Source organism: Streptomyces hygroscopicus subsp. hygroscopicus, assembly GCF_001553455.1.
In the GTDB taxonomy this organism is placed as follows: Bacteria; Actinomycetota; Actinomycetes; order Streptomycetales; family Streptomycetaceae; genus Streptomyces; species Streptomyces hygroscopicus.
Genome location: NZ_BBOX01000340.1, coordinates 1 through 25,151 on the forward strand (window position 1 = coordinate 1; position 25,151 = coordinate 25,151).

Below are 25,151 nucleotides of genomic sequence, written 5' to 3' on the forward strand. Positions count from 1 at the left end.
GCTCACGCGGGTGCCACGGTCACCGGGTGCACACCGCCGGCCGCGCGTACCCGCAGCGTCGTACCGCCCGGCGGCACCGTGCCGCCGCCCGCCCGCCACGCGTACAGCGCTGAGGCGTACGCCGCCGGGGCGGCGTCCGCGCCCGGGCCCGCCGACAGATGGAGCACCTCGCCGTCCCGCGTCCGCACGGTGCACCGGTCCGGCCCGGTCACATACGCGGCGAGCGCGCAGTGCGGATACCGGCGCAGCACCTCGGCGGTCCACTCCTCCGGGCCGCCGAGCCGCGGATCGTCCGGTCGCCCCTCGCGCACGATCACATCGGCGTGGGTGAGGTCGCCGGGGTCCCGGGTGTCCTCGTGTACGGCGAGGTGGGTGGTCTCGCCGACCGCGTCGTACGGGTGTCCCGTGGTGCGCTCGATCCGGACCTCGGCCCCGCGCACGCGCGTACGGACGTTGAGCGGAGCCGTACGCCGCGCGGGGGTGTACGGCGGCAGGGGCAGCGGCTCCAGGAGGGCGGGAGCCTCGGGCTCCGGCAGTTCCATCAGTGCGTAGAAGTGCCGCCGCAGCAGCGCCGCCGACGCGCCCGGGGCCGAGCTGACGAACTCCGCCGGATCCGCGGCCGGGCGGTGCCGTGTCAGCAACTCCTCCACCTGGTCCCGCAGCGGACCGTGCGGGTCGAGCCGTGGCGCGTGCCGGACGAACGCGGCGAGCGGCGCCTCCGGGTCGAGCCTGTCCTGCGCGGCGGATGCCAGCAGTACGGGTGTGCCCAGAGCCGCGGAGTAGTACGAGACCGCCCCGAAGTCCCCCACGACGGCATCCGCCGCCAGCAGGGCCTGGCGCCACGCGTGCACGGGGTCGATCAGGGTCAGCCCGCCGCGGCGGGCCCGGTCCAGCCAGGCCCGGATCTGTCCGGGCCCGTGCCCGTACCAGATGTTGGGGTGCAGCACGGCCGCCAGCCGGTAGTCGTCGGCGGGCAGGTCGGCGGTGAGGCGGGGCAGCAGGCTCGGCAGGACGTCCTGGTCACCGCCGTTGCCGAAGAAACCCTCCGGGTTCCAGGTGGAGTTCAGTACGACCAGCCGCTGACCCCGGCGCACGCCCAGCGCGCGCCGGAACCGCTCGCGGTGGGGCCGGGCGGCCAGCATACGGTCGAAGCACGGGTCGCCGGCCAGCACGGACGCCGCCTCGGCCTCGGGGCATACCCGCCGCAACCGCTCCAGCTGCTCCGGGTGGGAGAGGACGAGGCCGTCCACGAAGGGCTTGCCGTCCGCCAGCAGCCACTCCGGCGACAGACCGAAGGTCGGCTCCGCCACCCGGCCGGCGTCCGGCATCCGGCATCCGGCATCCGGCATCCGGCATCCGGCATCCGGCATCCGGCATCCGGCATCCGGCATCCGGCATCCGGCATCCGGCATCCGGCATCCGGCATCCGGCATCCGGCATCCGGCATCCGGCATCCGGCGGCCAGTTTTTTAGTATATCCGACCCCATGCGACAATACGGTCAATTTCCCCCGAAGCGCATGCAGTTGGCCCCCGAAGCTCGCCGACACCGCCAGGTCCACCGGCGTCTCCAGCGCCTGCTCCCACGGCACCACCGGCAGCTCCAGCTCCGCGAACAGCTCGCGTATCCCGCCCTGGAACGCGGATGACCCCGTCGAGGTGACCAGGAGCTGCACCCGGAAGTCGTCATGGAACAGCGGCAGCACGTCCAGCAGGCGTCCGGCGGAGGTGACGTTGTGCACCACGAGCAGGACGCGCCGATGCGCCGCGCGGCTGACCCAGCGCTCCGCGTCCGCCCCGACCGGCACCCGCAGCGGCACGTGTATCGGTGCCTGCGTCGGCACGTGTATCGGTGTCTGCGTCGGCGCCTGCATCGGCACCCGTATCGGCGGCGGATCAGCCGACGTCACCGGCCACCCCACCCCCTCAGCACTCGATGACGTTGACCGCGAGCCCGCCCCGCGCCGTCTCCTTGTACTTGACCTTCATATCGGCCCCGGTGTCCCGCATGGTCTTGATGACCTTGTCCAGCGAGACGTGGTGGCGGCCGTCGCCGCGCAGCGCCATCCGCGCGGCGGTGACCGCCTTGACCGAGGCCATGCCGTTCCGCTCGATACAGGGGATCTGGACCAGACCGCCCACGGGGTCGCAGGTCAGGCCGAGGTTGTGTTCCATGCCGATCTCGGCGGCGTTCTCCACCTGTTCCGGGGAGCCGCCGAGGACCTCGGCGAGGCCGCCGGCGGCCATGGAGCAGGCGGAGCCGACCTCGCCCTGGCAGCCGACCTCGGCGCCGGAGATCGAGGCGTTCTCCTTGAACAGCATCCCGATCGCGCCCGCGGCGAGGAGGAAGCGGATGACGCCCTCCTCGTCGGCGCCCGGGACGAAGTGGGTGTAGTAGTGCAGGACGGCGGGGATGATGCCGGCCGCGCCGTTGGTGGGCGCGGTGACCACGCGTCCGCCCGCCGCGTTCTCCTCGTTGACCGCCATGGCGTAGAGGGTGATCCACTCCATGGCGCGGGCGGCCGGATCGCCCTCGGAGCGCAGGGCGCGGGCGGCGGTGGCGGCGCGGCGGCGGACCTTGAGGCCGCCGGGCAGGATGCCCTCCTGGGACATGCCCCGGGCGACGCAGGACCGCATGACCTCCCAGATCTCCAGCAGGCCCGCGCGGATCTCGGCTTCGGTGCGCCACGCCTTCTCGTTCTCCAGCATCAGGGCCGAGATGGACAGGCCGGTCTCGCGGGAGAGCCGCAGCAGTTCGTCGCCGGTGCGGAAGGGGTGGGTGAGCACGGTGTCGTCGAGTTTGATGCGGTCCTCGCCGACCGCGTCCTCGTCCACCACGAAGCCGCCGCCGACCGAGTAGTACGTCTTCTCCAGCAGCGGATGGCCCCCGGCGTCGTAGGCCAGCAGCGACATGCCGTTGGCGTGGTACGGCAGGGAGCGGCGGCGGTGCAGGATCAGCTGGGCCGACTCATCGAAGTCGATCTCCTGGCCGGTGCCGATCTCGGCGCCGAGCAGCCGCAGCCGCTTGGTGGCGCGGATGCGCGCCACCTCGCCGTCGGCCGCCTCGACGTCGACGGTGCGCGGGGAGTGGCCCTCCAGGCCCAGCAGCACGGCCTTGGGGGTGCCGTGGCCGTGGCCGGTGGCGCCCAGCGAGCCGAAGAGTTCGGCGCGGACGGCGGCGGTGTGGGCCAGCAGACCCTCGTTCTTCAGCCGGCGGACGAACATCCGCGCGGCCCGCATCGGGCCGACGGTGTGCGAGCTGGACGGGCCGATGCCGATCGAGAAGAGGTCGAACACGGAGATGGCCACCGGGGGACTCCTTTGTCTGCACGTGAGGGTGCGTGCGGGGGTGGTGCGGGGGGCGCGCCGGGGTGGGCGCGCCCCCGTGCCCGGGTTGACTCCGGGGTCGTTCCGGAATCCCCCCGGGGCTACTTCGACAGGTGCGGGTACAGCGGGTGCTTGTCGGCCAGGGCGGTGACCCGGGCCTTCAGCGCCTCCGCGGCGGCTGCCTCGAAGGGGGAGGGCGCCTTGAGTGTCTCGGCGATCACGTCGGCGACCTCGCGGAAGTCGTCGGCGGTGAAGCCGCGCGTGGCGAGCGCGGGGGTGCCGATCCGCAGACCCGAGGTGACCATCGGGGGCCGCGGGTCGTTCGGGATCGCGTTGCGGTTGACCGTGATGCCGACCTCGTGCAGCCGGTCCTCGGCCTGCCGTCCGTCCAGCTCGGAGTCGCGCAGGTCGACCAGGACCAGATGGACGTCGGTGCCGCCGGAGAGGACGGAGACGCCCGCCTCGCGCACATCGGCTTGGGTCAGCCGCTCGGCGAGGATCTTGGCACCCTCCAGCGTGCGCTCCTGGCGGTCCTTGAAGGCCGAGCCGGCCGCGATCTTGAAGGCCACCGCCTTCGCGGCGACCACGTGCTCCAGCGGACCGCCCTGCTGGCCCGGGAAGACCGCCGAGTTGATCTTCTTGGCCAGTTCGGCGGTGGAGAGGATGACGCCGCCGCGCGGGCCGCCCAGGGTCTTGTGGGTGGTGGTGGTGACCACATGGGCGTGCGGTACGGGCGAGGGGTGCAGCCCGGCCGCCACCAGGCCCGCGAAGTGGGCCATGTCGACCATCAGGTAGGCGCCGACCTCGTCCGCGATCCGGCGGAAGGCCGCGAAGTCCAGCTGACGGGGGTACGCCGACCAGCCCGCGATCACCAGCTTGGGGCGGTGCTCCTTGGCCAGCCGCTCGACCTCCTCCATGTCGATCAGACCGGTCTTCGCGTCCACGTGGTAGGGCACCACGTTGTAGAGCTTGCCGGAGAAGTTGATCTTCATGCCGTGGGTCAGATGGCCGCCGTGCGCCAGGTTCAGCCCGAGGATGGTGTCGCCGGGGGAGAGCAGCGCGAACATCGCGGCCGCGTTGGCCTGGGCGCCCGAATGCGGCTGGACGTTCGCCGCCTCGGCGCCGAAGAGCTCCTTCACCCGGTCGATGGCGATCTGCTCCACCACATCGACGTGCTCACAGCCGCCGTAGTAGCGGCGGCCGGGGTAGCCCTCGGCGTACTTGTTGGTCAGGACCGAGCCCTGGGCCTCCATGACCGCCGCCGGAGCGAAGTTCTCGGAGGCGATCATCTCCAGGGTGGACTGCTGGCGGTGGAGTTCGGCGTCGACGGCGGCGGCGACGTCCGGGTCGAGCTCGTGCAGGGAGCTGTTCAGAAGCGACATCAGGGTCCCGATCGGAAAGAGGAGGGTCAGTTTTCGGCGAAGGCGGTGTAATCGTCGGCGGAGAGCAGGTCCTCCGGCTCGCCCGTCACCTTCACCTTGAACAGCCAGCCGCCCTCGAAGGGGGCGGAGTTCACCAGCGCCGGATCGTTCACCACGTCCTCGTTGATCTCGGTGACCTCACCGGAGACCGGCGCGTACAGGTCGCTGACCGACTTGGTGGACTCCAGCTCACCGCAGGTTTCACCGGCGGAGACGGTGGAGCCGACATCCGGGAGCTGGACATAGACGACATCGCCGAGCGCGTTGGCCGCGAATTCGGTGATGCCGATCGTCGACACGCCGTCCTCGTCGGCGGCCGACAGCCACTCGTGCTCCTTGCTGTAGCGCAGCTGCTGGGGGTTGCTCATGGTCCGATTCTCCTGGATACGGGGGAGTGCTTGGGAAACGTGTCTTGGCTGGTGGGACGCGCGGCCGAGGGGATGCGGCCGACGGGGCGCGCGGCCGATGGGTGCGCGGCCGACGGGGCGCGCGGCCCGCGGGGTGCGGCGCGGCCGGAGCGGGACAGCCCGCTCAGCGCTCGCGCCGGTAGAAGGGGAGCGCCACCACCTCGTACGGCTCCTGGGCGCCGCGGATGTCCACCGTGACCCCCTCGGTGCCGGGCTTCGCGTACCGCGCGTCCACGTACGCCATCGCGATCGGCCTGCCCAGGGTCGGGGAGGGCGCCCCCGAGGTGACCTGGCCGATCCGCGAGCCGTCGGCGGCCAGCACGGCGTATCCGGCGCGCGGCACCCGGCGGCCCTCGGCGACCAGGCCGACCAGGGTGCGCGGGGTGACGCTGTCCGCCCGCCGGGACGCCGCCTCCAGGGCCTCGCGGCCCACGAAGTCGCCCGGCTTGTCGAACTTCACCACCCGGCCGAGCCCGGCGTCGAAGGGGGTGATGTCGGTGGACAGCTCATGCCCGTACAGCGGCATCCCCGCCTCCAGGCGCAGGGTGTCCCGGCAGGACAGACCGCAGGGCACCAGGCCCGCCGGGGCGCCCGCCTCGGTCAGCGCCTCCCAGACCCGCTCGGCGTCGTCCGGCGCCAGGAACAGCTCGAAGCCGTCCTCGCCCGTGTAGCCGGTGCGGGCGATCATGGCGGGGACGCCCGCGACGGTGCCCGGCAGCCCGGCGTAGTACTTCAGCCCGGCCAGGTCGGCGTCGGTCAGGCTGCCCAGGATCCCCTGCGCCTCGGGGCCCTGGACGGCGATCAGCGCGTAGGCGTCGCGGTCGTCCCGTACGGACGCCTCGAAACCGCCGGCCCGCTCGGTCAGCGCGTCCAGCACCACCTGGGCGTTGGCGGCGTTGGCGACGACCAGGAACTGTTCGTCCCCGAGGCGGTAGACGATCAGGTCGTCCAGGATGCCGCCCTCGTCGTCGCAGATCATGGTGTAGCGGGCGCGGCCCACGGCGAGCGCGGACAGGTGGCCGACCAGCGCGTGGTCCAGGGCCTGCCCGGCCTGCGGACCGGTGAGAGAGATCTCACCCATGTGGGAGAGGTCGAAGAGCCCGGCCCGGGTGCGCACCGCGGTGTGCTCATCGCGCTCGCTGCCGTAGCGCAGCGGCATGTCCCAGCCGGCGAAGTCGGTCATGGTGGCGCCGAGCGCACGGTGCCGCGCGTCCAGCGCGGTGCGGCGGGGGGCGGGCGGGGCGTCGGTCATGGATCAGGCTCCAGGGGTCGGGATCGCGCGACGGCGAGGACGGACGGCAAGGACGCGTGCGTCCTCCCCATCTGTCATCGGAACCTGAGAGGTTCGCCGCGACGCCCGTAAGGGGCCCGGCTTGCACCTTGGGTGGAGCCGCGCCCTCGCGGCCCGCTTTTCAGATCTGCCTCGTCCGCGCGGTATCGGGGCCTGAGAGATTCAAGGGAGGACTTGCTCCTTCGGCGCCCTGGACCCCGGCACGACTGCCGGTGACCAAGGACTCTCCCGCGCGGCGTCAAACGGCCGGTATGGAGTTGCGCGCACATCATCGCACGTATGGCCGAGAAGGGAAGCCCCGATCCGGGTGGCCCGCGAGCGGCCTTCTTGATGGACATTACCTTTCCTTGACACTCTGCGGGGTACGAGCAGCGGTGACCGACCTGGGAGGACGATCACGGTGCATGGGCAGGGAACGCACGCGACCACACAGAGGCCCCTGCCGGTGCCGCGTGGCCGCACCGCCTCCGGGCCGGTGGTCCGCCCCGGCCGAAGACCCGTGGTGCACGATCTGCGCGGCGCGGCGTGGCCCGCCGGCGCGGTGCCCAGTCCCGGCCCGGCCCCGGGTGAGCTGCGCTTCCCGGCCGGGGACGTGCTGGTCGTCTCCGGGCTGCCGGGCAGCGGCAAGAGCACACTGATCAACCGGACGGTGCCCCTCCTGGACGAGACGGGCGCCGTCGTCACACGGGTGGACTCGCAGAACACCCGGGAGGCGTGGGGGCGCCGGCTGCCCGGCTGGCTGCCCTACGCCCTCTACCGCCCGCTGGTCCGGTGCGCCCACTACGCCGGGCTGCGCCGGGCGCTGCGCTCGGACGCCAGTGTCGTGGTGCACGACTGCGGGGCGCTGCCGTGGGTCCGCCGCTGGCTGGCGCGGGACGCCCGGCGCCGGGGCCGCCGTCTCCACATGGTGCTGCTGGACGTGGAGGCCGCGGTGGCCCGGGAGGGCCAGGCCGCCCGCGGCCGCGGGGTCTCCGGATACGCCTTCGCCCGGCACCGGCGCGCGGTGCGGCGGCTGGTCGCGGGGATGGAGGAGGGGCGGCCGCCCAAGGGGTGCGCCTCGGCGGTGCTGCTGGACCGGCCGGCCGCGAGCGCGCTGCGCGGTATCTCGTTCGAGTGATCCTCGTGCGGCGGTCCGGTGTGCCGGTGCCGGTGTGCCGGTGTGCTTCCCGCCCGCGCCGGGGGCGCGGCGGGCGCGGGACGACCTTGGCGGAAACCGGACGCCGGACATCACCCAGCGTGACGGCGGCGGCCGGGCGAGGCGGGATGTGCCGGGAGGCGGCCGGGGCGAGGCGGGGAAGTGCGGCGAGCGGGGTGAGGTGGGGAAGTGCTGTGGAGATGACACCCGCCCCGCCGGCTCTCCGCCACCCAGCGGTTAGGGTGCTTTCGGGCAGGTCGGACGAGATGGCGGTTGGACGAAGATGAGCTTCCCGGAGCAGTACGGTGCGGCACCGGCTCACGGAGGATTTCCCGACGGCGCGTATGCCGCGCCCCCGGCGTTTCCCGGCGATGAGCTGACGCGTCCGGCCTTTCCCGGCGATGAACTGACGCGTCCGGCGTTTCCCGGCAATGAGCTCGAAGAGGTGCTCGCCGCCTCCGTCGACGTCCCCGGGGCCGGGGCGCGTATCGTCCAGACGCTCTCCCGCAGTCACGTCTGGGTTCCACTCCCCAACGGCGGGGGGCCGGGCAGCCCGAGCCTGGATCTGCCCACCCTGGAGATCGAAGGGGCCGCGTATGTCCCGGTGTTCAGCTCCGAGCAGCAGTTCCTCCAGGTCGTCGGCTCCCATATGTCCTTCGCCATCGCCCCGGCGGTGGAGTTCGCCCGCGGGCTGCCGCCCCAGCTCGGCATCGCGGTGAACCCCGGTGGCGCCGTATGCGTACCGCTTCCCCCGCCCGCCGTCCGGGAGTTGTGCCGCGCCGGGCGTACCGAGCTCGACGGCCCGGCCACCGGCGGCCGGGTGCGGCTCTTCGAACCCGACTGGCAGGACGAGCCGGTGGACTTCCTGGCCGCCGCCGGGATCGAGTTCGCCAAGGACACCGGGGTGCGGACCGCCCGGCGCGCGCTGGCCAGCGTCGAGGGTGACGAGCCCGCGCTCTTCGTCGGCGTGCAGCTCGACGCCCCCGGCCCCGAAGGCCAGGCACGCGCGGTGGACGCGCTGGGCCGCGCGCTCGGCGCGGTGCCGGTGCCGTGGAAGGTCCAGCTGGTGCTGCTGGACGTGGCGCAGGGGGACCCGGTGGCCGACTGGATGCTGGGCCGGGTACGGCCGTTCTACGACCGTGACCTCTGACGAGCCCCGCGCTCCGGTGCCGGGGCCCGTAAGCTGGTTTGATGACCAGGCGGGGTGCGGGCACGTTCCCCGGTGAGATGCGGGCAAGGCCGAGAGAAGGGGCGGACCCAGGTGAGCGCGGGCGCGGATTGGGGGGCGGCGGCCGGCCAGGTTGAGCGAGCGTTGCAGCAGGTCGCTCCCGGCCGGTACGACGCCTATGAGGCGCTGCTGCACGCCATCGGCGAGGGCCAGGTCTGGATGCTGCTGTGGCACGGCGCGCCCGGTTCGCCCGACGCCCAGTACGGCAACATGGACGTGGACGGCCTCGGTTACGCACCGTGTGTGACCTCCGCGCAGGAACTGGCCGCGAGTGGCTGGAACCGTGCGCATGAGGTGGTCGACGGACGCCTGATCGCCGACTCCCTCTACCGCGACCGCTACGGCCTCTGGCTCAACCCCCACGCCCCCGGCGGCGGAGTGGGCATCCCGTGGCCGGATCTGCGCCGGATCGCCGGCGGTCTCGACCGGCTGCCCGCCGGGCCGCTGCGGCTGAGCGACCCCGCCATCGACATCCCCCAGTTCTACGCCCTGCTGGGGCAGAACGCGCACCGCACCACCGTGGTGCGGTCCCTGCGGCGGGCCTGGGTGCAGCCGGTGCTGGGCGCCCCGTACCTGGCGATCGGCCTGGATCTGTACGACAGCAGCGCACCGGCCGTGCAGTCGGTGCGGGTGATGATGGAACAGTCGATCACCGCCGTGCCGGAGGGGCTGCCGGTCTCCACGGTCGCGCTCTCCGACGAGTACGACCCGGTCGCCCTGTGGATGCGGGCCAACGCCCGTCCGTTCTTCGACCGTGACGCCTACGGCGCCGCGCCCGCCGCGCCGTCCTACGGCTACGGCTACCCGCCGCCGCGTCAGGCGTTCTGATCCGCGCACCGGGCCCGGCCGACCGCCGGCACCGGCCGGAAGCGCGGCCCGGAGGCGGGGGCGAACTGGGCCGCTTGACGGGAATGCCCGCCCGCCCTTCCGGCCGTAAGAGGCCGAACACCCCATAACGGACGCGATGTTACTGCTGCGTTCTCGTGTCGCGACCGTCCGTATAGCGGAGGGGTCCTCCCCACATCACGGTTAGGCATCCATTGCCCGGGAGTACTGGCGGGTGATCACAAACGCGTTGAAGACTCCCGCTCCAAGGGGTGCGGTTCCCGCGTACGACCCCTTCCGACAAGGTTCCGTACGAGAAACGCGACTTTCACCCAGGTTGTGAACGAAGCCGCTACCGCGGCGAGTCGTGGGCCGGTCACCACCGGTCGAGAGGGGTCTCCACCACGATGACGGCACCATTGCACGGCACGAGCACGGACAGCGATCCGGTCGCGACTGCCGATGTAGCGGCGGATGTGGTCAAAGCGTCCGTCGAAGGCAGATCGCTGCGGCAGATCGCCTGGACACGCCTGAAGCGGGACAAGCTCGCACTGGCGGGTGGCATCGTTGTCGTCTTCCTGGTCCTGGTGGCGGTCTTCGCCCCGCTGATCGTGAGTCTGCTCGGGCATCCGCCCAACGAGTTCCACCAGGAGGAGATCGACCCGCTGTTCGGCACCCCGAAGGGATCCCTGGGCGGTATCAGCTCGGACTTCCTCTTCGGCGTGGAGCCGTCCAACGGCCGCGACGTGTTCAGCCGGGTCGTCTACGGCGCCCGGATCTCGCTGCTGGTGGCCTTCCTCGCGGCGGTGGTCGCGGTGGTCCTGGGCACGGTTTTCGGCATCATCGCCGGATACTTCGGCGGCTGGGTGGACTCGCTGATCAGCCGCGTGATGGACATGCTGCTGGCCTTCCCGCAGCTGCTCTTCATCATCTCCCTGGTCTCGGTGCTCCCCAACGACCTGCTGGGACTGACCGGCAGTGGAGTGCGCATCGCCATCCTGGTCTCGGTCATCGGCTTCTTCGGCTGGCCGTACGTCGGCCGCATCGTGCGCGGCCAGACGCTGTCGCTGCGCGAGAAGGAGTACGTGGAGGCCGCGCGGAGCCTGGGCGCGGGCCGGCGCTACATTCTCTTCCGTGAGCTGCTGCCCAACCTGGTGGCGCCGATCACCGTCTACACGACGCTGATGATCCCCACCAACATCCTCACCGAGGCCGCGCTCAGCTTCCTCGGCGCGGGCGTGAAGCCGCCCACCGCGTCCTGGGGGCAGATGCTCTCCAAGGCGGTCGGCACCTATGAGGACGATCCCATGTTCATGATCATCCCGGGTGCGGCCATCTTCATCACGGTGCTGGCCTTCAACCTCTTCGGCGACGGCGTCCGCGACGCGCTCGACCCGAAGGGCACCCGATGACGGTGAGGCGCACGGCACGCCCCCATGCGGGCCCGTTGTACCCGAACGCATCAGCCCCTGCCCCGTCCGGCAGGAGGCTCCCCGAAGAATTCCGCGGCGCCATGCCTAGGACCGCTACCCCGGAGGTTGCAACAACTATGAAACGGCTCTCGAGAAGCAGGCGCATCGCCGGAGCGGCGGCAGTCGTCGGCGCTCTCCTGGCCACCGCGGCCTGTGGTGGCGGCGGTTCCGACGACGAGGGGTCGGGTGCCGGGTTCAACGCCGCGGTGAAGGGCGTCGCCGCCAAGTCCGCCAAGAAGGGCGGCACCCTCAAGTTCATCAACAAGCAGGAGTTCGACTCCCTCGACCCGCAGCGTCAGTACTACGGTTTCGCCTGGGACTTCGCGCGGTTCTACACGCGCCAACTGATCTCCTACGCGCCCAAGCCGGGCACCGCCGCCAATGAGCTGGTCCCGGACCTCGCCACCTCCACCGCCAAGATCTCGGACGGTGGCAAGACCTACACCTACACCCTGCGCGACGGGATCTCCTGGGAGGACGGCTCCCCGATCACCGCCCAGGACGTGAAGTACGGCATCGAGCGCATCTGGGCCAAGGACGTGGTCTCCGGCGGTCCCGGCTATCTGCGCCAGGTCCTGGACCCCAAGGGCGAGTACAAGGGCCCCTACAAGGACAAGTCCAAGGACAAGCTGGGCCTGAAGGCGATCGAGACGCCGGACGCCAAGACCGTCGTCTTCCACCTCGCCAAGCCCAACGGTGACTTCGAGCAGATGCTCGCGATGCCGACCGGCTCCCCGGTGAAGGCGGACAAGGACACCGGCGCCAAGTACAGCAACCGGCCGTTCTCCTCCGGTCCGTACAAGGTCCAGTCGTACACCCCGGGCAAGAGCCTGGCCATGGTCCGCAACACGCACTGGAAGAAGGCGTCCGACCCGATCCGCCCGGCCCTGCCGGACAAGATCACGGTCACCTTCAACTCCAACCTGGAGGCGATCGACCGGCTGCTGATCAAGGGCGACTACGACGTCTTCCTCAGCGCCACCGGGATGACCCCCTCGGGCCGCAACGACGCGCTCAAGCAGCACAAGGGCAACGTCGACAACATCACCACCAGCTTCGTCCGGTACGTCGACTTCGCCACCAAGGTCAAGCCGTTCGACAACGTCCACTGCCGCAAGGCGGTCATCTACGGCGCCGACTACAAGTCGCTCCAGACCACCCGCGGCGGCCCGCAGGCCGGCGGTGACCTCGCCACCAACATGCTCCCCAAGAGCGTCAAGGGCGCGGACGACTACGACCCGTACGGCATCCTCAAGCGCGGCGGCAAGCCGGACCCGGCCAAGGCCAAGGACGAGCTGAAGCAGTGCGGCAAGCCGAACGGCTTCTCCACCACCATCGTGGCCCGCAACGACCAGCCTGCCGAGGTCGATGCCGCCGAGGCGCTGCAGGCGTCGCTGAAGAAGGTCGGCATCACCCTCAACGTGGAGCCGATCCAGGGCCAGTCCTCGGCCAGCATCACCGGCTCTCCGTCGGTGATGAAGAAGCGCGGCTACGGCATGTCCATGACCGGCTGGGGCCCGGACTTCCCCACCGGCCAGGGCTTCTCCCAGCCGCTGATCGACGGCCGCTTCATCCAGCAGACCGGTAACTACAACGTCTCCGAGACCAACGACCCGGAGATCAACAAGTTCTTCGACCAGGCGCTGAAGGAGACCGACCCGGACAAGGCCGGTGCCATCTACCAGCAGATGAACCACAAGGTCAGCGACCTGGCGGTGCAGATGCCGTTCATGTACGAGAAGAACATCACCTGGCGCAGCTCGCGGCTGACGAACGCCTTCTCGTCGGCGGCCTACAACGGCCGCTACGACTACTCCCAGCTGGGCGTCGTCAAGTGACGGCAGGTCACCCGACCCGCCGTCGCACACCCCCACCATCGCCGCACCCGATAGGCCCGAAGGGCAGGTGATGGCCGCGGGCGGTGGCCCGTGATCCCCCTCATCCGGGGGATCACGGGCCACCCCCGGGCCGCGCACAGTGCTTGCTTATCTCATCCGGCGCTTGTTCGCCGTCGTCGTGATGCTGTTGGTCGTCACCCTCACGACCTTCGCCATCTTCTTCGTGATCCCGAAGTGGGCCGGTACCGACCCCGCGCTGCTGTTCGTCGGCAAGCAGGCCGACCCGGAGGCCATCGAGGGCATCCGGCAGAAGCTCAGCCTCGGTGATCCGGTCCTGGTGCAGTTCTGGCACTTCGTCCAGGGCCTCTTCGTCGGCCGGGACTACGCCAACGGCACGGACGTCACCCACTGCCCGGCGCCCTGCTTCGGCTACTCCTTCCGCACCGAGCAGGCGGTGTGGCCGCAGCTCACCGACGCGCTGCCGGTCACCCTCTCGCTCGCCGCGGGCGCCTGTCTGCTGTGGCTGGTCGGCGGCATCACCACCGGTGTCGTCTCCGCGCTGCGCCGGGGCACCCTGTGGGACCGGTCGGCGATGACGGTCGCGCTGGCCGGTGTCTCGCTGCCGATCTACTTCACCGGTCTGCTCTCGCTGGCGATCTTCAGCTACTCGCTGAAGTGGGTCAACGTGGACTACAAGCCGTTCGGTGACGATCCGGCGATGTGGTTCGAGAGCCTGATCCTGCCGTGGATCACCCTCGCCTTCCTCTACGCGGCGATGTACGCCCGGCTCACCCGGGCCACCATGCTCGAGATCATGGGCGAGGACTACATCCGCACCGCCCGCGCCAAGGGCCTGCGGGAACGTGTGGTGATCGGCCGGCACGCGATGCGCTCGACCTGGACCCCGATCCTCACCCTGCTCGGCCTCGACCTGGGCGCGCTGCTGGGCGGCGCGGTCCTCACCGAGTCCACCTACAACCTGCCCGGCCTCGGACGGCTCGCGGTGAACGCGATCACCGACAAGGACCTGCCGGTCATCCTCGGCGTCACCCTGATCGCGGCCATCTTCATCGTGATCGCCAACCTCGTCGTGGACCTCCTGTACGCCGTCATCGACCCGCGAGTGAGGCTCGGATGACCGATCTGTCACAGCCCGGACAGCCCGAGGGCGCCACCGGCGCCCTGCCGGCCACCACAGCCGCCGCCACGGGGGAGGTGGCGGCGGCGGGCTCCCCCGCCCCCACCGCCTTCCTCGAGGTGCGTGATCTGCGCGTCCACTTCCCGACCGACGACGGTCTGGTGAAGTCCGTGGACGGGCTCAGCTTCCGGCTGGAGAAGGGCAAGACCCTCGGCATCGTCGGCGAGTCCGGCTCCGGCAAGTCCGTCACCTCGCTCGGCATCATGGGGCTGCACACCGCCGGGCAGTACGGCCGCCGCAAGGCGCGGATCTCCGGTGAGATCTGGCTGAACGGCCAGGAGCTGCTGGGCGCCGACCCCGACGAGGTGCGCAAGCTGCGCGGCCGCGAGATGTCGATGATCTTCCAGGATCCGCTGTCCGCGCTGCACCCGTACTACACCATCGGCCGTCAGATCATCGAGGCGTACCGGGTGCACCACGAGGTCACCAAGGAGGTGGCCCGCAAGCGCGCGATCGAGCTGCTGGACCGCGTCGGCATCCCGCAGCCCGACAAGCGGGTGGACAGCTATCCGCACGAGTTCTCCGGCGGGATGCGCCAGCGCGCCATGATCGCGATGGCGCTGGTCAACAACCCCGAGCTGCTGATCGCCGACGAGCCGACCACCGCCCTGGACGTCACCGTGCAGGCGCAGATCCTCGACCTGATCCGGGACCTGCAGAAGGAGTTCGGCTCCGCGGTCATCATCATCACCCACGACCTGGGCGTGGTCGCCGAGCTCGCCGACGACCTGCTGGTGATGTACGGCGGCCGCTGCGTCGAGCGCGGCCCGGCCGAGAAGGTCTTCTACGAGCCCCAGCACCCCTACACCTGGGGGCTGCTGGGCTCGATGCCCCGTATCGACCGCGACCAGACCGACCGGCTCATCCCGGTCAAGGGCTCCCCGCCCAGTCTGATCAATGTGCCGTCCGGCTGTGCCTTCCACCCGCGCTGCCCGTACGCCGATGTGCCGAAGGACAACATCACCCGTACGGAGCGGCCGGAGCTGCGGGAGGCCGGGGACGGCGGGCACTTCTCCGCGTGCCATATGACGCAGGAGGAGCGCACCCGGATCTGGACCGAAGAGATTGCGCCGAAGCTGTGACCGACACGAAGGATCCGAAGATGACGGTCCCGGAGCAGGCGACGTCGTCGCCCGAGCCCCTGCTGAAGGTGTCGGGCCTGGTCAAGCACTTCCCCATCAAGAAGGGGCTGCTGCAGCGGCAGGCCGGTGCGGTGCAGGCGGTCGACGGGCTGGACTTCGACGTCCGGCCGGGGGAGACCCTGGGCGTGGTGGGCGAGTCGGGCTGCGGCAAGTCCACCATGGGGCGGCTGGTCACCCGACTGCTCGAACCCACCTCGGGGACGATCGAGTTCGAGGGCAAGGACATCACGCATCTGAACACGGCCCAGATGCGGCCGATGCGCCGTGACGTCCAGATGATCTTCCAGGACCCGTACTCCTCGCTGAACCCCCGGCACACCGTCGGCGCGATCATCAGCGCCCCCTTCCGGCTCCAGGGCGTCACTCCGGAGGGCGGTGTCAAGGCCGAGGTCCAGCGGCTGCTGGCGCTAGTCGGGCTCAACCCGGAGCACTACAACCGCTATCCGCACGAGTTCTCCGGCGGCCAGCGGCAGCGCATCGGCATCGCCCGCGCACTGGCCCTCAAGCCCAAGCTGGTCGTCGCCGACGAACCGGTCTCGGCGCTGGACGTGTCGATCCAGGCGCAGGTGGTCAACCTGCTGGACGACCTCCAGGACGAACTGGGCCTGACGTATGTGATCATCGCGCACGACCTGTCGGTGATCCGCCACGTCTCGGACCGGATCGCGGTGATGTACCTGGGGAAGATCGTCGAGCTGGCCGACCGCAAGGACCTCTACGAGCGTCCCATGCACCCGTACACCAAGGCGCTGCTGTCCGCGGTGCCGGTGCCGGACCCCAGGCGGCGCGCCAAGCGTGAGCGGATCCTGCTCAAGGGCGATGTGCCCTCGCCGATCGCGCCGCCGTCCGGCTGCCGCTTCCACACCCGGTGCTGGAAGGCGACCGAGGTGTGCACGACCCAGGAGCCGCCGCTGCTGACGCTGGCCACCGGCCACCAGGCGGCCTGCCACCACCCGGAGAACGCGGCCGACCGGGCACCGGCCGAGAAGCCCGGGGCCGAGGCGGCACGGAAGGTGACGAAGAAGACCGACAGCTGAGACGGGACGGGGCCGGAACGGAGCCGGGGGCATCCGCCGTTCAACAATGGCGGGTGCTCATCGAACTGTTCACCCCGTCCGTCCAGCACGGCCTCGAGGTCGCCGGGATATTCGTCTTCGCCATCTCCGGCGCGCTGCTCGCCGTGCGCAAGAACTTCGACGTCTTCGGCATGGCGGTGCTCGCCGAGGTCACCGCGCTGGGCGGCGGCGTTTTCCGCGACCTGGTGATCGGCGCGGTGCCGCCCATCGCCTTCACCGACCTCGGCTACTTCCTCACCCCGCTCGTCGCCACCGCCCTCGTCTTCTTCCTCCACCCCGAGGTCGAGCGGATCACGGCGGCGGTGGGGGTCTTCGACGCCGCCGGGCTGGGGCTGTTCTGCGTCGAGGGCACCATGAAGGCGCACGACTTCGGTCTCGGCCTCACCTCCTCCGTCACCCTCGGCATGGCCACGGCGGTCGGTGGCGGTGTGCTCCGCGATCTCCTCGCCCACGAGGTGCCCTCACTGCTGCGCTGGGACCGGGACCTGTACGCCGTCCCGGCCATCGTCGGCTCCTCGACGGCGGCGCTGCTGCTCCACTTCCACGCCCTGACGGCCGCCACGAGCGCGCTCGCGGCGGCCGTGGCGTTCGCGGTGCGGCTGCTGGCGATGCGGTTCGGCTGGCGGGCGCCGAGGGCGTGGAACCGGCGCAGTACGGCGACGGAGGAGGTCTGACGGACTCCGGCCGGGACGCGCGAACGCGGCGGCGTCGAACGGCAGTTGTCCGGAGAGGACAACTGTACCCGGCGCGGAACTCCATTCCCTTGCGGTTATATAGCCGCCTCGTTATGTTAGGGTCATGGTCATACCGTTCGACGTGCTCGCGGAGCCGAGCCGACGCCAGATCCTGGACCTCCTGCTGGAGCGCCCCCGTCTGGTCGGTGAGCTGACCGAGCGGCTCGGGCTCACTCAGCCGGGCACCTCCAAGCACCTGCGGGTGCTGCGCGAAGCCGGTCTGGTGCGGGTCCGCCGGGACGCCCAGCGTCGCTGGTACGAGCTGTGCCCGGAGCCGCTGGCCGAGGTGGACGCCTGGCTCGCGCCGTACCGCCGACTGTGGACCGACCGCCTCGACGCGCTCGAACGGCACCTGGACGCGATGCCGGAACTTCCGGGCGCGATGCCGGAACCTCCGGGCGCGAGGCCGGAACCCCCTGGCGCGACGGACGCACCCGCCGTACGCGCCGTGCCGGGAGCCCGCGAAGCGCGCGAGCTGGAAGGCCCGGGGGACCCGCGAGACCCGGCGGGCCGTGAGCCGGAAGCCCGCGAAGCCCGGGAGCCGGGAGCCCCGGCAGACCCGGCGGGCCGTGAGCCGGAAGCCCGTGAGCCGGGATACTCGGGAGACCCGGCAGGGCGTGAGCCGGAAGCCCGTGAAGCCCGTGAGCCGGGAGACCGTGACCCGGAAGCTCGCGAAGCGCGCGAGCTGGGTGACCCGGGAGACCCGGCAGGCCGTGAGCCGGAAGCACGCGAAGCCCGCGAACCGGAATCCCGCGAAGCGCGCGAGCCGGAAGACCCCGAAAGCCCCGAAGACTCCGGAAACCCCGAAGCCTCCGGAAACTCCGAAGACCCAGACGCACCCGACGGAGAAGCGCGATGAAGGACACCCTCCGCCAGACCGGCGGCGGCCGCTCGGCCCTGCGCCTCGAGCGCCGGTTCGCCCATCCCCCCGAGAAGGTCTGGCGGGCACTGACCGAGCCCGCCCAGCTCGCCCGCTGGTTCCCCTCCGAGGTCCGGGTCGAGCTGCGGACCGGGGGCAGGATGGGCTTCGTCTTCCCCGGCCGCGAGGCCCCGGACATGGACGGAGTCGTCACCGAGCTCGACCCGCCCCACGTCTTCGCCTTCACCTGGGGCGACGACGAGCTGCGCTGGGAGCTGCGCCCCGAGGGCGACGGCTGTGTGCTGACCCTCACCCACACCTTCGGCGACCGCTTCGGCGCCGCCAGCTTCGCCTCCGGCTGGCACGCCTGCCTCACCGGTCTCGCGGACCTGCTCGGCGGCGAGGACACCGCCCGCGACGACATGGCCGAGCTGCACGAGAAGTACGTCGAGGCGTTCGGGCTGGCCGAGGGGACGGTGGAGACCACCGAGGACGGCGGCTGGCGGCTGCGCTTCGAGCGCCAGCTGGTCCGCCCCGCCGAGACGGCGTGGCAGGCGCTGACCGGCCCGGCCGCCGACACCGCCGAACCGGCGGCCGGTGCGCAGGTCCCCCTCGGCTTCCGCACGGACGCGGTCACGGCCGGTCCCATCACCGAGGCCCGGCCGCCACGGGTGCTCAGCTACGAGTGGGAGCGCGGCGGCCGCCCCGCCGGAACGGTTCGCTGGGAGCTGACCCAGGGCACCGGCCACGGCGCCCGCCTCATCCTGACCCAGACCGGCCCGGCGGGCGCGGAGGAGTACCGCGCCGAAGCCCTGGCCTCTTGGCGCCACCACCTCGGCCTCCTGGCCGCGAAACTGCTGAGGATGAAGAGCTAGACGTCGTGGGCGGCCCTTCCACCCCCGGCTACCGCCGCGAGGCGCCCCTTGGCGGAGGGGGTGGGCGCGGCCAGTGAGACGTCCTGGCCGGCCTGCTTCTCGGACGCCCCGTAGCCCGGCATGTTCCAGACGAACACCCGGTGGCGGCCGGCCAGCGCACGGGCCGGGCCCCTCCACACATACGACGAGAACGGGGTGCCGTGCAGCAGCACGACCGGCGGCGCGTCCGGTGCGCCGAGCGCGGCCCAGCGGACCTCGCCGGAGGAGCTGCGGTGGGTGCGGTCGAGGTTCCACTCCGTGCCTGTCATGAGTGAAACCGTAGACACTCCTTACAGTCGTTGTCGAGGAGCGCGGCAGGGTGGCACGGCGGCGCGGTACGGGGAGGCGGTGCGGCGGCGCGGTACAGGCAGGCGGTGCGGCGGCGCGGTACGGGGAGGCGGTGCGGCGGCGCGGTACAGGCAGGCGGTGCGGCGGCGCGGTACGGGGAGGCGGTACGGCGGCGCGGTACGGGGAGGCGGTACGGAGCGGGCGGCGCTGAAGCCATGCGCGCGCATGCGGTACGCGCCCCCACAACGCCTCGTAGAATCGAGGCCACCATGGTTTATCTCGACCACGCCGCCACCACCCCGATGCTCCCGGAGGCGGTGCAGGCGATGACCGCCCAGCTTGCCGTCACGGGCAACGCCTCCTCGCTGCACGCCGCCGGCCGGCGTGCCCGCCGTACCGTCGAGGAGTCGCGTGAATCCCTCGCCGCCTCGCTGGGCGCCCGCCCGAGCGAGGTGGTCTTCACCGCCGGCGGGACCGAGGCGGACAATCTCGCGGTCAAGGGGCTCTACTGGTCCCGCAGGGCCGCCGACCCGGCCCGTGTCCGGGTGCTCGCCAGCCCCGTCGAGCACCACGCCGTCCTCGACGCGGTCGACTGGCTCGCCGAGCACGAGGGCGCGCGGGTCGAATGGCTGCCGGTCGACTCCTTCGGGCGGGTCCACCCCGACGCGCTGCGCGAGGCGATCGCCCGTGACCCGTCGGACGTCGCCCTGGCCACCGTGATGTGGGCCAACAACGAGATCGGCACCATCCAGCCGGTCCGCGAACTCGCCGCCACCGCCGCCGAGTTCGGCGTTCCGCTGCACGCCGACGCGGTCCAGGCGTTCGGTCAGGTCGAGATCGACTTCGCCGCCTCGGGGCTGGCCGCGATGACCGTCAGCGGGCACAAGATAGGCGGTCCCTACGGCATCGGCGCGCTGCTGCTCGGCCGTGAGCACACCCCCGTGCCGGTGCTGCACGGCGGCGGTCAGGAGCGCCAGGTGCGCTCCGGAACCCTGGACACCCCGGCCATCGCCGCCTTCGCCGTCGCCGGGGCGCACGCCACCGAGCACCGTGAGGAGTTCGCCCGCGAGATCGGCGCCCTGCGCGACGCGCTGATCACCGCCGTCCGTACGGCCGTTCCCGACGCGGTCCTCGGCGGCGACCCCGACCCGGCGGGCCGGCTCCCGGCCAATGCCCACTTCTCCTTCCCCGGCTGTGAGGGCGATTCGCTGCTCCTGCTGCTGGACGCGCAGGGCATCGAGTGCTCGACGGGCTCGGCCTGTACGGCCGGTGTCGCCCAGCCCAGCCATGTGGTCCTGGCCACCGGCAGCGACCCCGACCTGGCCCGCGGCACCCTGCGCTTCTCGTTCGGCCACACCTCGACCAAGGCCGATGTCGAGGCCGTCGCGGAGGCGATCGGCCCGGCGGTGGAGCGGGCGCGCGGCGCGGGGCTGAGCTGACGGCCCCCACCGGAACGCGCCCGTCATGGCCAGGGAACGCGCCGGGTTCTCCCGGCCATGCCACCTCACCCACGGATCAGCGGTCCGCGCTGGAAAACGGGGAGGACGGAAAACGGGGAGGACGGGAAACGGGGAGGACGGGAAACGGGGAGGACGGAATACGGGAGGACGGAAAACGGGGAGGACCGCGGCGGCCTGATCCGCCCTTCACGGGCCCGTCAGCCGCCTGTCAGCCGGCCGCCCGCTTCACCCGCACCGCGCGCACCAGCCGCATATAGCGGTCCCAGTCCCAGTGGCGGCCCGGGTCGGTGTGATCGGTGCCCGGCACCTCCACATGGCCGACGATGTGCTCGCGGTCCCTCGGTATGCCGTACCGCTCGCAGATGGACGCGGTCAGCCGGGCCGAGGAGCGGTACATCGCGTCCGTGAACGAGCTCGGCCGGCTGACGAACCCCTCGTGCTCGATGCCGATGCTGCGCTCGTTGTACGGACGGTTTCCCGCGTGGAACGCCACGTCCAGCTCGCGCACCATCTGGGCGATGTGCCCGTCGCGGCGCACGATGTAGTGCGCCGCGGCGAGGTGCCGGGGGTCCTTGAAGACCCGCACCGCGTCGTCGTAACTGCCCTGGACCACATGGATCACCACCCGGTCGATGGGGTAGTCGTCCGGCCGGTCCGCCCACCGCCAGTTCGCCCCCGAGGCGGCGATCCACTCCGCGCCGGGCTGGTCGACCGCGCCCGCCGTGCGCGGCTTCTCGATGCCGGGCAGCCGCCACCACATCCGGGCCAGATCGTCCCGCGCGGCGTAGGCCGCGACACCGGCCGCGCCGAGCCCTGCGGCCGAGCCGCCGAGCAGCAGCCTGCGCCTGCTGACGCGGCGTCCGCCGCCGGTCGTGGTCTCGCTCACGGAACACCCAACGCGCGGCGGGCGCCATTCGGTTCCGGAAGGCCGCGCTGGTGCGATCATGGCGGGAACCCTTCGTTCCGCGCCGTCGCCCTCTGGCCCCGGGCATAGATGAACGTTGAACTGTCTAGGGTTCGGGTCCATCCGCTCGACGAGGAGCTGACGGTATGCGCATCGGATTCGCCCTTCCCCAGTTCGGCCCGCTGGCCCACCACCCCGAGGAGATCGCGCGGTTCGCGCGCCGGGCCGAGGAACTCGGCGCGGACAGCCTCTGGGTCGGGGACCGGCTCATCGCCCCGGTCGACCCGAGCGTCGGCTACGCGGGCACCGATGTGATCCCGCCGGAATTCCGGGCGGCCCTGGACCCCTTCACCGTGCTGGCCGCCGCCGCGGCGGCCACCGAGCGGGTCCAGCTCGGCACCGATGTCATCAACGCCCCCTGGTACCCGCCCGCGGTGCTCGCCCGCTCCCTCACCACCATCGATCTGCTCAGCGGGGGCCGGCTGCTGGTGGGACTGGGCACCGGCTGGTCCCCCGAGGAGTACCAGGCGGTGGACGTCCCCATGGCCGAGCGCGGCCGGCGCCTGGACGAATGCCTCGACGCCCTGAACGCCTGGTGGACCGAGAACCCGGTCGAGTACCGGGGCGAGCACTGGACCGTGCCCGCCTCGCACGTCGACCTCAAACCGGCCTCCCGCCCCCACCCGCCGGTCTACCTCGCCGCCTTCGCCCCCGCGGCCGTGCGCCGGATGGCCCGGCGCGCCGACGGCTGGCTGCCCGTCGCGGTCATCCCCGCGAAGTCCGGATCCCCCGACCCCGTCGCCGCGCTCACCGAGCAGCTGGGCGGGGCGCGGGCGGCGGTCGAACGGGAGGGGCGCGACCCGGCGGCGTTCGACGCGATCCTGCGGATCAACCCGGGCGTCGGAGCCTCCGTGGACGACATCGCGACAACCCTGGTCCGGGCCGGGCGGGAGGCGGGCATCCAGCACGCCTTCGTCGATCTGATCTATCTGGCGGAGAACCCCGGCCAGGCCCTGGACCTGGTCCAGCGGGTGCTGGAGCGGGCGCGGGCCAGCTGAGCGTGCCTCTGGGGCTGCCCAGAATGTCGTCGCATACGTAGCGATACGCTGGTGAGGTTATGACTGACTTCCCCGGTGCGCCCACAGGTCCCCGCGACGGCCGTCGGCTGCGCGTCCTCGCCGCCATGTCCGGCGGCGTGGACTCCGCGGTCGCCGCCGCGCGGGCCGCCGAGGCGGGCCACGACGTGACCGGCGTCCACCTCGCGCTCTCCGCCAATCCGCAGTCCTTCCGCACCGGCGCCCGCGGCTGTTGCACCATCGAGGACTCGCGGGACGCCCGGCGCGCCGCCGATGTGATCGGCATCCCGTTCTACGTGTGGGACCTCGCCGAGCGCTTCCGCGAGGACGTGGTCGAGGACTTCATCGCCGAGTACCAGGCGGGCCGCACCCCCAACCCGTGCCTGCGCTGCAACGAGAAGATCAAGTTCGCCGCGCTGCTGGACAAGGCCCTCGCCCTGGGCTTCGACGCCGTCTGCACCGGGCACTACGCCACGATCGTCACCCGCGAGGACGGCTCGCGGGAGCTGCACCGCGCCAGCGACATGGCCAAGGACCAGTCCTACGTCCTCGGGGTGCTCGACGAGCGCCAGCTCGCCCACGCGATGTTCCCCCTCGGCGACACCCTGACCACCAAGGACGAGATCCGCGCGGAGGCGGAGCGGCGGGGCCTGGCCGTGGCCAAGAAGCCCGACAGCCACGACATCTGCTTCATCGCCGACGGCGACACCCAGGGCTTCCTGGCCAAGCACCTCGGCACGGCCGAGGGCGACATCGTCGACGAGGACGGCCGCACGCTGGGCACCCACGAGGGCGCGTACGGCTTCACCATCGGCCAGCGCAAGGGCCTGCGCATCGGCCACCCGGCGCCGGACGGCAAGCCGCGCTACGTCCTGGACATCTCCCCGGTGAACAACACGGTCACGGTCGGCCCCGTCGAGGCCCTGGACGTCGCCGCCCTCACCGCCATCAAGCCGCGCTGGTGCGGCGCCCCCCCGGCGGGCCCCGGCACCTACACCGCCCAGCTGCGCGCCCACGGCGGCGAGACCGAGGTGACGGCCGAGCTGATCGGGGGCACCGAGCTGCGGGTGACCTTCACCGAGCCGGTACGGGGCGTCGCCCCCGGCCAGGCGATCGTGCTCTACGACGACACCCGCGTCGTCGGCTCGGCGACCATCGCCACGACCGAGCGGGCGGCAGCCCGGACGGCGACGGCGAGCTGAGGTCGACGCCTCCCGCTCGCACCAAACAGCGACACGCCGACGTGATGGCGTTCAGTAGGTGTAGAGCGCCGTAGTGTCGAGTGCCGCGTCGATCGGGTCACCGATCGGTACCGGGTCACCGAAGTCGGTCTCCAACGACGCGCGGTAGTGGTCCCCGCTTGGCAGCGAGTGCAGCAGGCACTTTCCCTCGATGGGGTTGACGATCAGGTAGTACGGGATCCCGGCGACGGCGTACTTCTTGACCTTCTTCTCGGTGTCGTTCTCGGGGTTGGACTCCGAGACGACCTCGCCCACGAGGATGATCTCATCGGCGGGGAATTTGGCGAGCCGTGTGCCGCGGTGAGAAGAATCGACGACGGAGATGTCCGGCCTGAGCAGCGTCGTGCCGTGCCACCCGTCGTAGACGGTGTCGACCTCCGTCATGACACACCACTTGGACATGAGCTGGGCTCCGATGGCCATGACCATCTGCCCATGTGGGCTGGTAACCACGGTGCTGACGTAGACCTCTCCATCGATCATCTCGGCGTGGTAGTCCGGGAATGCCGCGTCGAACTCCGCGAAGCGCCGCATCTGTTCGGTCTGCACTGGGCTCTCCATCTGCGCCGTCATGGTGTGCCCTCCCCTCGTGATCCTGGCTTTTGCCAGGGTAGCTGCGCGTATGCGCCCCCCGCACACAATCAGCGCGGTTGCTCACCGCCTCATCGCCGGCCTGCCGTGCGGGTGGGTGAGGGTGTCCGACCCGGCTCGTAGAGTAACGGGCATGAATATCTGCGTCTTCTGCTCCGCCGCCGACCTCGACGACCGCTACACCGCCCCCGCCCGCGAATTCGCCGAGTTGATCGGCAAGGGCGGTCACACGCTGGTGTGGGGCGGGTCCGACAGCGGGCTGATGAAGGTGATGGCGGACGGCGTGCAGGAGCACGGCGGGCGGCTGGTCGGAATCTCCGTGGAGTTCCTCGCCGCCAAGGCCCGGGCGAACGCCGACGAGATGGTGATCACCAAGGACCTCGCCGAGCGCAAGGCGCAGCTGCTGGCCCGTGCCGACGCCGTGGTGATCATGGTCGGCGGGACCGGGACGCTGGACGAGGCGACCGAGATCCTGGAGCTGAAGAAGCACGGGCTGCACATCAAGCCGGTGGTGCTGCTCAACGCGGCGGGGTTCTACGACGGTCTGAAGCAGCAGTTCCAGCGGATGGAGGCGGAGGGGTTCCTGCCGGTGCCGCTCAGCGACCTGGTCTTCTTCGCGGAGAACGGGGTGGAGGCCATGACGTACCTGGAGTCGGTCTAGCCCGGACGTACCTGGAGTCGGTCCAGCCCGCGCGCCCGTTACCGAGAGCACCGTGCCCGTTACC

At 71.4% G+C, this 25,151-nt stretch carries 21 protein-coding genes, 2 pseudogenes and 1 riboswitch; of the genes and pseudogenes, 15 read left to right on the forward strand and 8 right to left on the reverse strand.

Annotated features, from left to right (window positions below):
• Positions 1–2: 2 nt before the first annotated feature.
• From AXW62_RS30160 to gcvT, 5 genes are all read right to left on the reverse strand, one after another.
• Complete coding sequence (locus AXW62_RS30160) at positions 3–1,328, reverse strand: hypothetical protein (RefSeq protein ID WP_252368795.1); 1,326 nt, start codon at positions 1,326–1,328, stop codon at positions 3–5.
• Between the two features lie 597 nt (positions 1,329–1,925).
• Positions 1,926–3,308 carry an L-serine ammonia-lyase gene (locus tag AXW62_RS30165; RefSeq protein WP_060947302.1) on the reverse strand — a complete coding sequence of 461 codons (1,383 nt, stop codon included), beginning with the start codon at positions 3,306–3,308 and terminating at the stop codon, positions 1,926–1,928.
• Positions 3,309–3,427: 119 nt separating this feature from the next.
• Complete coding sequence (gene glyA / locus AXW62_RS30170) at positions 3,428–4,708, reverse strand: serine hydroxymethyltransferase (RefSeq protein ID WP_060947303.1); 1,281 nt, start codon at positions 4,706–4,708, stop codon at positions 3,428–3,430.
• Positions 4,709–4,734: 26 nt separating this feature from the next.
• Positions 4,735–5,115: a glycine cleavage system protein GcvH gene (gcvH, locus tag AXW62_RS30175; RefSeq protein ID WP_060947304.1), complete on the reverse strand. Its 381-nt coding sequence runs from the start codon at positions 5,113–5,115 to the stop codon at positions 4,735–4,737.
• A 163-nt stretch (positions 5,116–5,278) separates the two neighbouring features.
• A complete protein-coding gene (gene gcvT, locus AXW62_RS30180) occupies positions 5,279–6,406 on the reverse strand; it encodes a glycine cleavage system aminomethyltransferase GcvT (RefSeq protein ID WP_060947305.1) in 1,128 nt (375 codons plus the stop codon).
• Between the two features lie 170 nt (positions 6,407–6,576).
• Positions 6,577–6,686: riboswitch (glycine riboswitch) on the reverse strand.
• Between the two features lie 204 nt (positions 6,687–6,890).
• Between gcvT and AXW62_RS30185 the strand changes: the two genes are divergently transcribed.
• The 11 genes and pseudogenes from AXW62_RS30185 (at position 6,891) to AXW62_RS30235 (ending at position 18,827) form a co-directional block, all read left to right on the forward strand.
• Positions 6,891–7,562 carry an AAA family ATPase gene (locus AXW62_RS30185; RefSeq protein ID WP_252368796.1) on the forward strand — a complete coding sequence of 224 codons (672 nt, stop codon included), beginning with the start codon at positions 6,891–6,893 and terminating at the stop codon, positions 7,560–7,562.
• A gap of 301 nt (positions 7,563–7,863) precedes the next feature.
• Entirely contained in the window at positions 7,864–8,730 is an 867-nt protein-coding gene (locus AXW62_RS30190) for an enhanced serine sensitivity protein SseB (protein ID WP_244503242.1), read from the forward strand.
• Between the two features lie 111 nt (positions 8,731–8,841).
• Positions 8,842–9,636 carry an enhanced serine sensitivity protein SseB C-terminal domain-containing protein gene (locus AXW62_RS30195; protein WP_030823610.1) on the forward strand — a complete coding sequence of 265 codons (795 nt, stop codon included), beginning with the start codon at positions 8,842–8,844 and terminating at the stop codon, positions 9,634–9,636.
• Between the two features lie 404 nt (positions 9,637–10,040).
• Positions 10,041–11,045: an ABC transporter permease gene (locus AXW62_RS30200; protein WP_030823607.1), complete on the forward strand. Its 1,005-nt coding sequence runs from the start codon at positions 10,041–10,043 to the stop codon at positions 11,043–11,045.
• Between the two features lie 137 nt (positions 11,046–11,182).
• Complete coding sequence (locus tag AXW62_RS30205; RefSeq protein WP_174556450.1) at positions 11,183–12,943, forward strand: ABC transporter substrate-binding protein; 1,761 nt, start codon at positions 11,183–11,185, stop codon at positions 12,941–12,943.
• A 139-nt stretch (positions 12,944–13,082) separates the two neighbouring features.
• Entirely contained in the window at positions 13,083–14,081 is a 999-nt protein-coding gene (locus AXW62_RS30210; protein ID WP_051885610.1) for an ABC transporter permease, read from the forward strand.
• A complete protein-coding gene (locus tag AXW62_RS30215; RefSeq protein ID WP_252368797.1) occupies positions 14,078–15,223 on the forward strand; it encodes an ABC transporter ATP-binding protein in 1,146 nt (381 codons plus the stop codon). Before AXW62_RS30210 ends, AXW62_RS30215 begins: the two co-directional genes overlap by 4 nt.
• Positions 15,224–15,243: 20 nt before the next feature.
• Positions 15,244–16,320, forward strand: coding sequence for an ABC transporter ATP-binding protein (locus AXW62_RS30220; protein WP_037644965.1), 1,077 nt, complete (start codon positions 15,244–15,246; stop codon positions 16,318–16,320).
• Between the two features lie 53 nt (positions 16,321–16,373).
• Positions 16,374–17,033, forward strand: a complete 660-nt coding sequence (locus AXW62_RS30225; RefSeq protein WP_030823598.1) for a trimeric intracellular cation channel family protein — start codon at positions 16,374–16,376, stop codon at positions 17,031–17,033.
• 124 nt (positions 17,034–17,157) lie between these two features.
• Positions 17,158–17,469 (forward strand): annotated as a pseudogene (locus AXW62_RS30230) (ArsR/SmtB family transcription factor); the annotation flags it as partial.
• Positions 17,470–17,948: 479 nt separating this feature from the next.
• Positions 17,949–18,827, forward strand: a complete 879-nt coding sequence (locus tag AXW62_RS30235) for an SRPBCC family protein (RefSeq protein WP_030823594.1) — start codon at positions 17,949–17,951, stop codon at positions 18,825–18,827.
• Positions 18,828–18,892: 65 nt separating this feature from the next.
• On the opposite strand, the pseudogene AXW62_RS30240 reads toward AXW62_RS30235, so the two are convergent.
• Positions 18,893–19,135: pseudogene (locus AXW62_RS30240) on the reverse strand (alpha/beta fold hydrolase); the annotation flags it as partial.
• Between the two features lie 288 nt (positions 19,136–19,423).
• Between AXW62_RS30240 and AXW62_RS30245 the strand changes: the two are divergent.
• On the forward strand, positions 19,424–20,593 hold the full coding sequence (locus tag AXW62_RS30245; protein ID WP_060947309.1) for a cysteine desulfurase family protein: 1,170 nt from the start codon (positions 19,424–19,426) through the stop codon (positions 20,591–20,593).
• A gap of 229 nt (positions 20,594–20,822) precedes the next feature.
• Here the strand turns inward: AXW62_RS30245 and AXW62_RS30250 are convergent, their stop codons facing one another.
• A complete protein-coding gene (locus AXW62_RS30250; RefSeq protein WP_060947310.1) occupies positions 20,823–21,500 on the reverse strand; it encodes an N-acetylmuramoyl-L-alanine amidase in 678 nt (225 codons plus the stop codon).
• Between the two features lie 164 nt (positions 21,501–21,664).
• On the opposite strand from AXW62_RS30250, the gene AXW62_RS30255 reads away from it, so the two are divergent.
• Positions 21,665–22,576, forward strand: coding sequence for a TIGR03619 family F420-dependent LLM class oxidoreductase (locus AXW62_RS30255; protein ID WP_060947311.1), 912 nt, complete (start codon positions 21,665–21,667; stop codon positions 22,574–22,576).
• 59 nt (positions 22,577–22,635) lie between these two features.
• Entirely contained in the window at positions 22,636–23,796 is a 1,161-nt protein-coding gene (mnmA, locus tag AXW62_RS30260; protein WP_060947312.1) for a tRNA 2-thiouridine(34) synthase MnmA, read from the forward strand.
• 51 nt (positions 23,797–23,847) lie between these two features.
• Here mnmA and AXW62_RS30265 read toward each other — a convergent pair whose 3' ends face one another.
• Complete coding sequence (locus AXW62_RS30265) at positions 23,848–24,408, reverse strand: Uma2 family endonuclease (RefSeq protein ID WP_079115875.1); 561 nt, start codon at positions 24,406–24,408, stop codon at positions 23,848–23,850.
• A gap of 151 nt (positions 24,409–24,559) precedes the next feature.
• Between AXW62_RS30265 and AXW62_RS30270 the strand changes: the two genes are divergently transcribed.
• Positions 24,560–25,087: an LOG family protein gene (locus tag AXW62_RS30270; protein ID WP_060947314.1), complete on the forward strand. Its 528-nt coding sequence runs from the start codon at positions 24,560–24,562 to the stop codon at positions 25,085–25,087.
• Positions 25,088–25,151: the final 64 nt, after the last annotated feature.

Coding starts and splice junctions, on each gene's coding strand:
- AXW62_RS30160 (WP_252368795.1), bottom strand. CDS start 1,328: ATGCCGGACGCCGGCCGGGTGGCGGAGCCGACCTTCGGTCTGTCGCCG.
- glyA (WP_060947303.1), bottom strand. CDS start 4,708: ATGTCGCTTCTGAACAGCTCCCTGCACGAGCTCGACCCGGACGTCGCC.
- gcvH (WP_060947304.1), bottom strand. CDS start 5,115: ATGAGCAACCCCCAGCAGCTGCGCTACAGCAAGGAGCACGAGTGGCTG.
- gcvT (WP_060947305.1), bottom strand. CDS start 6,406: ATGACCGACGCCCCGCCCGCCCCCCGCCGCACCGCGCTGGACGCGCGG.
- AXW62_RS30190 (WP_244503242.1), top strand. CDS start 7,864: ATGAGCTTCCCGGAGCAGTACGGTGCGGCACCGGCTCACGGAGGATTT.
- AXW62_RS30200 (WP_030823607.1), top strand. CDS start 10,041: ATGACGGCACCATTGCACGGCACGAGCACGGACAGCGATCCGGTCGCG.
- AXW62_RS30205 (WP_174556450.1), top strand. CDS start 11,183: ATGAAACGGCTCTCGAGAAGCAGGCGCATCGCCGGAGCGGCGGCAGTC.
- AXW62_RS30215 (WP_252368797.1), top strand. CDS start 14,078: ATGACCGATCTGTCACAGCCCGGACAGCCCGAGGGCGCCACCGGCGCC.
- AXW62_RS30220 (WP_037644965.1), top strand. CDS start 15,244: ATGACGGTCCCGGAGCAGGCGACGTCGTCGCCCGAGCCCCTGCTGAAG.
- AXW62_RS30235 (WP_030823594.1), top strand. CDS start 17,949: ATGAAGGACACCCTCCGCCAGACCGGCGGCGGCCGCTCGGCCCTGCGC.
- AXW62_RS30245 (WP_060947309.1), top strand. CDS start 19,424: ATGGTTTATCTCGACCACGCCGCCACCACCCCGATGCTCCCGGAGGCG.
- AXW62_RS30255 (WP_060947311.1), top strand. CDS start 21,665: ATGCGCATCGGATTCGCCCTTCCCCAGTTCGGCCCGCTGGCCCACCAC.
- mnmA (WP_060947312.1), top strand. CDS start 22,636: ATGACTGACTTCCCCGGTGCGCCCACAGGTCCCCGCGACGGCCGTCGG.
- AXW62_RS30265 (WP_079115875.1), bottom strand. CDS start 24,408: ATGACGGCGCAGATGGAGAGCCCAGTGCAGACCGAACAGATGCGGCGC.
- AXW62_RS30270 (WP_060947314.1), top strand. CDS start 24,560: ATGAATATCTGCGTCTTCTGCTCCGCCGCCGACCTCGACGACCGCTAC.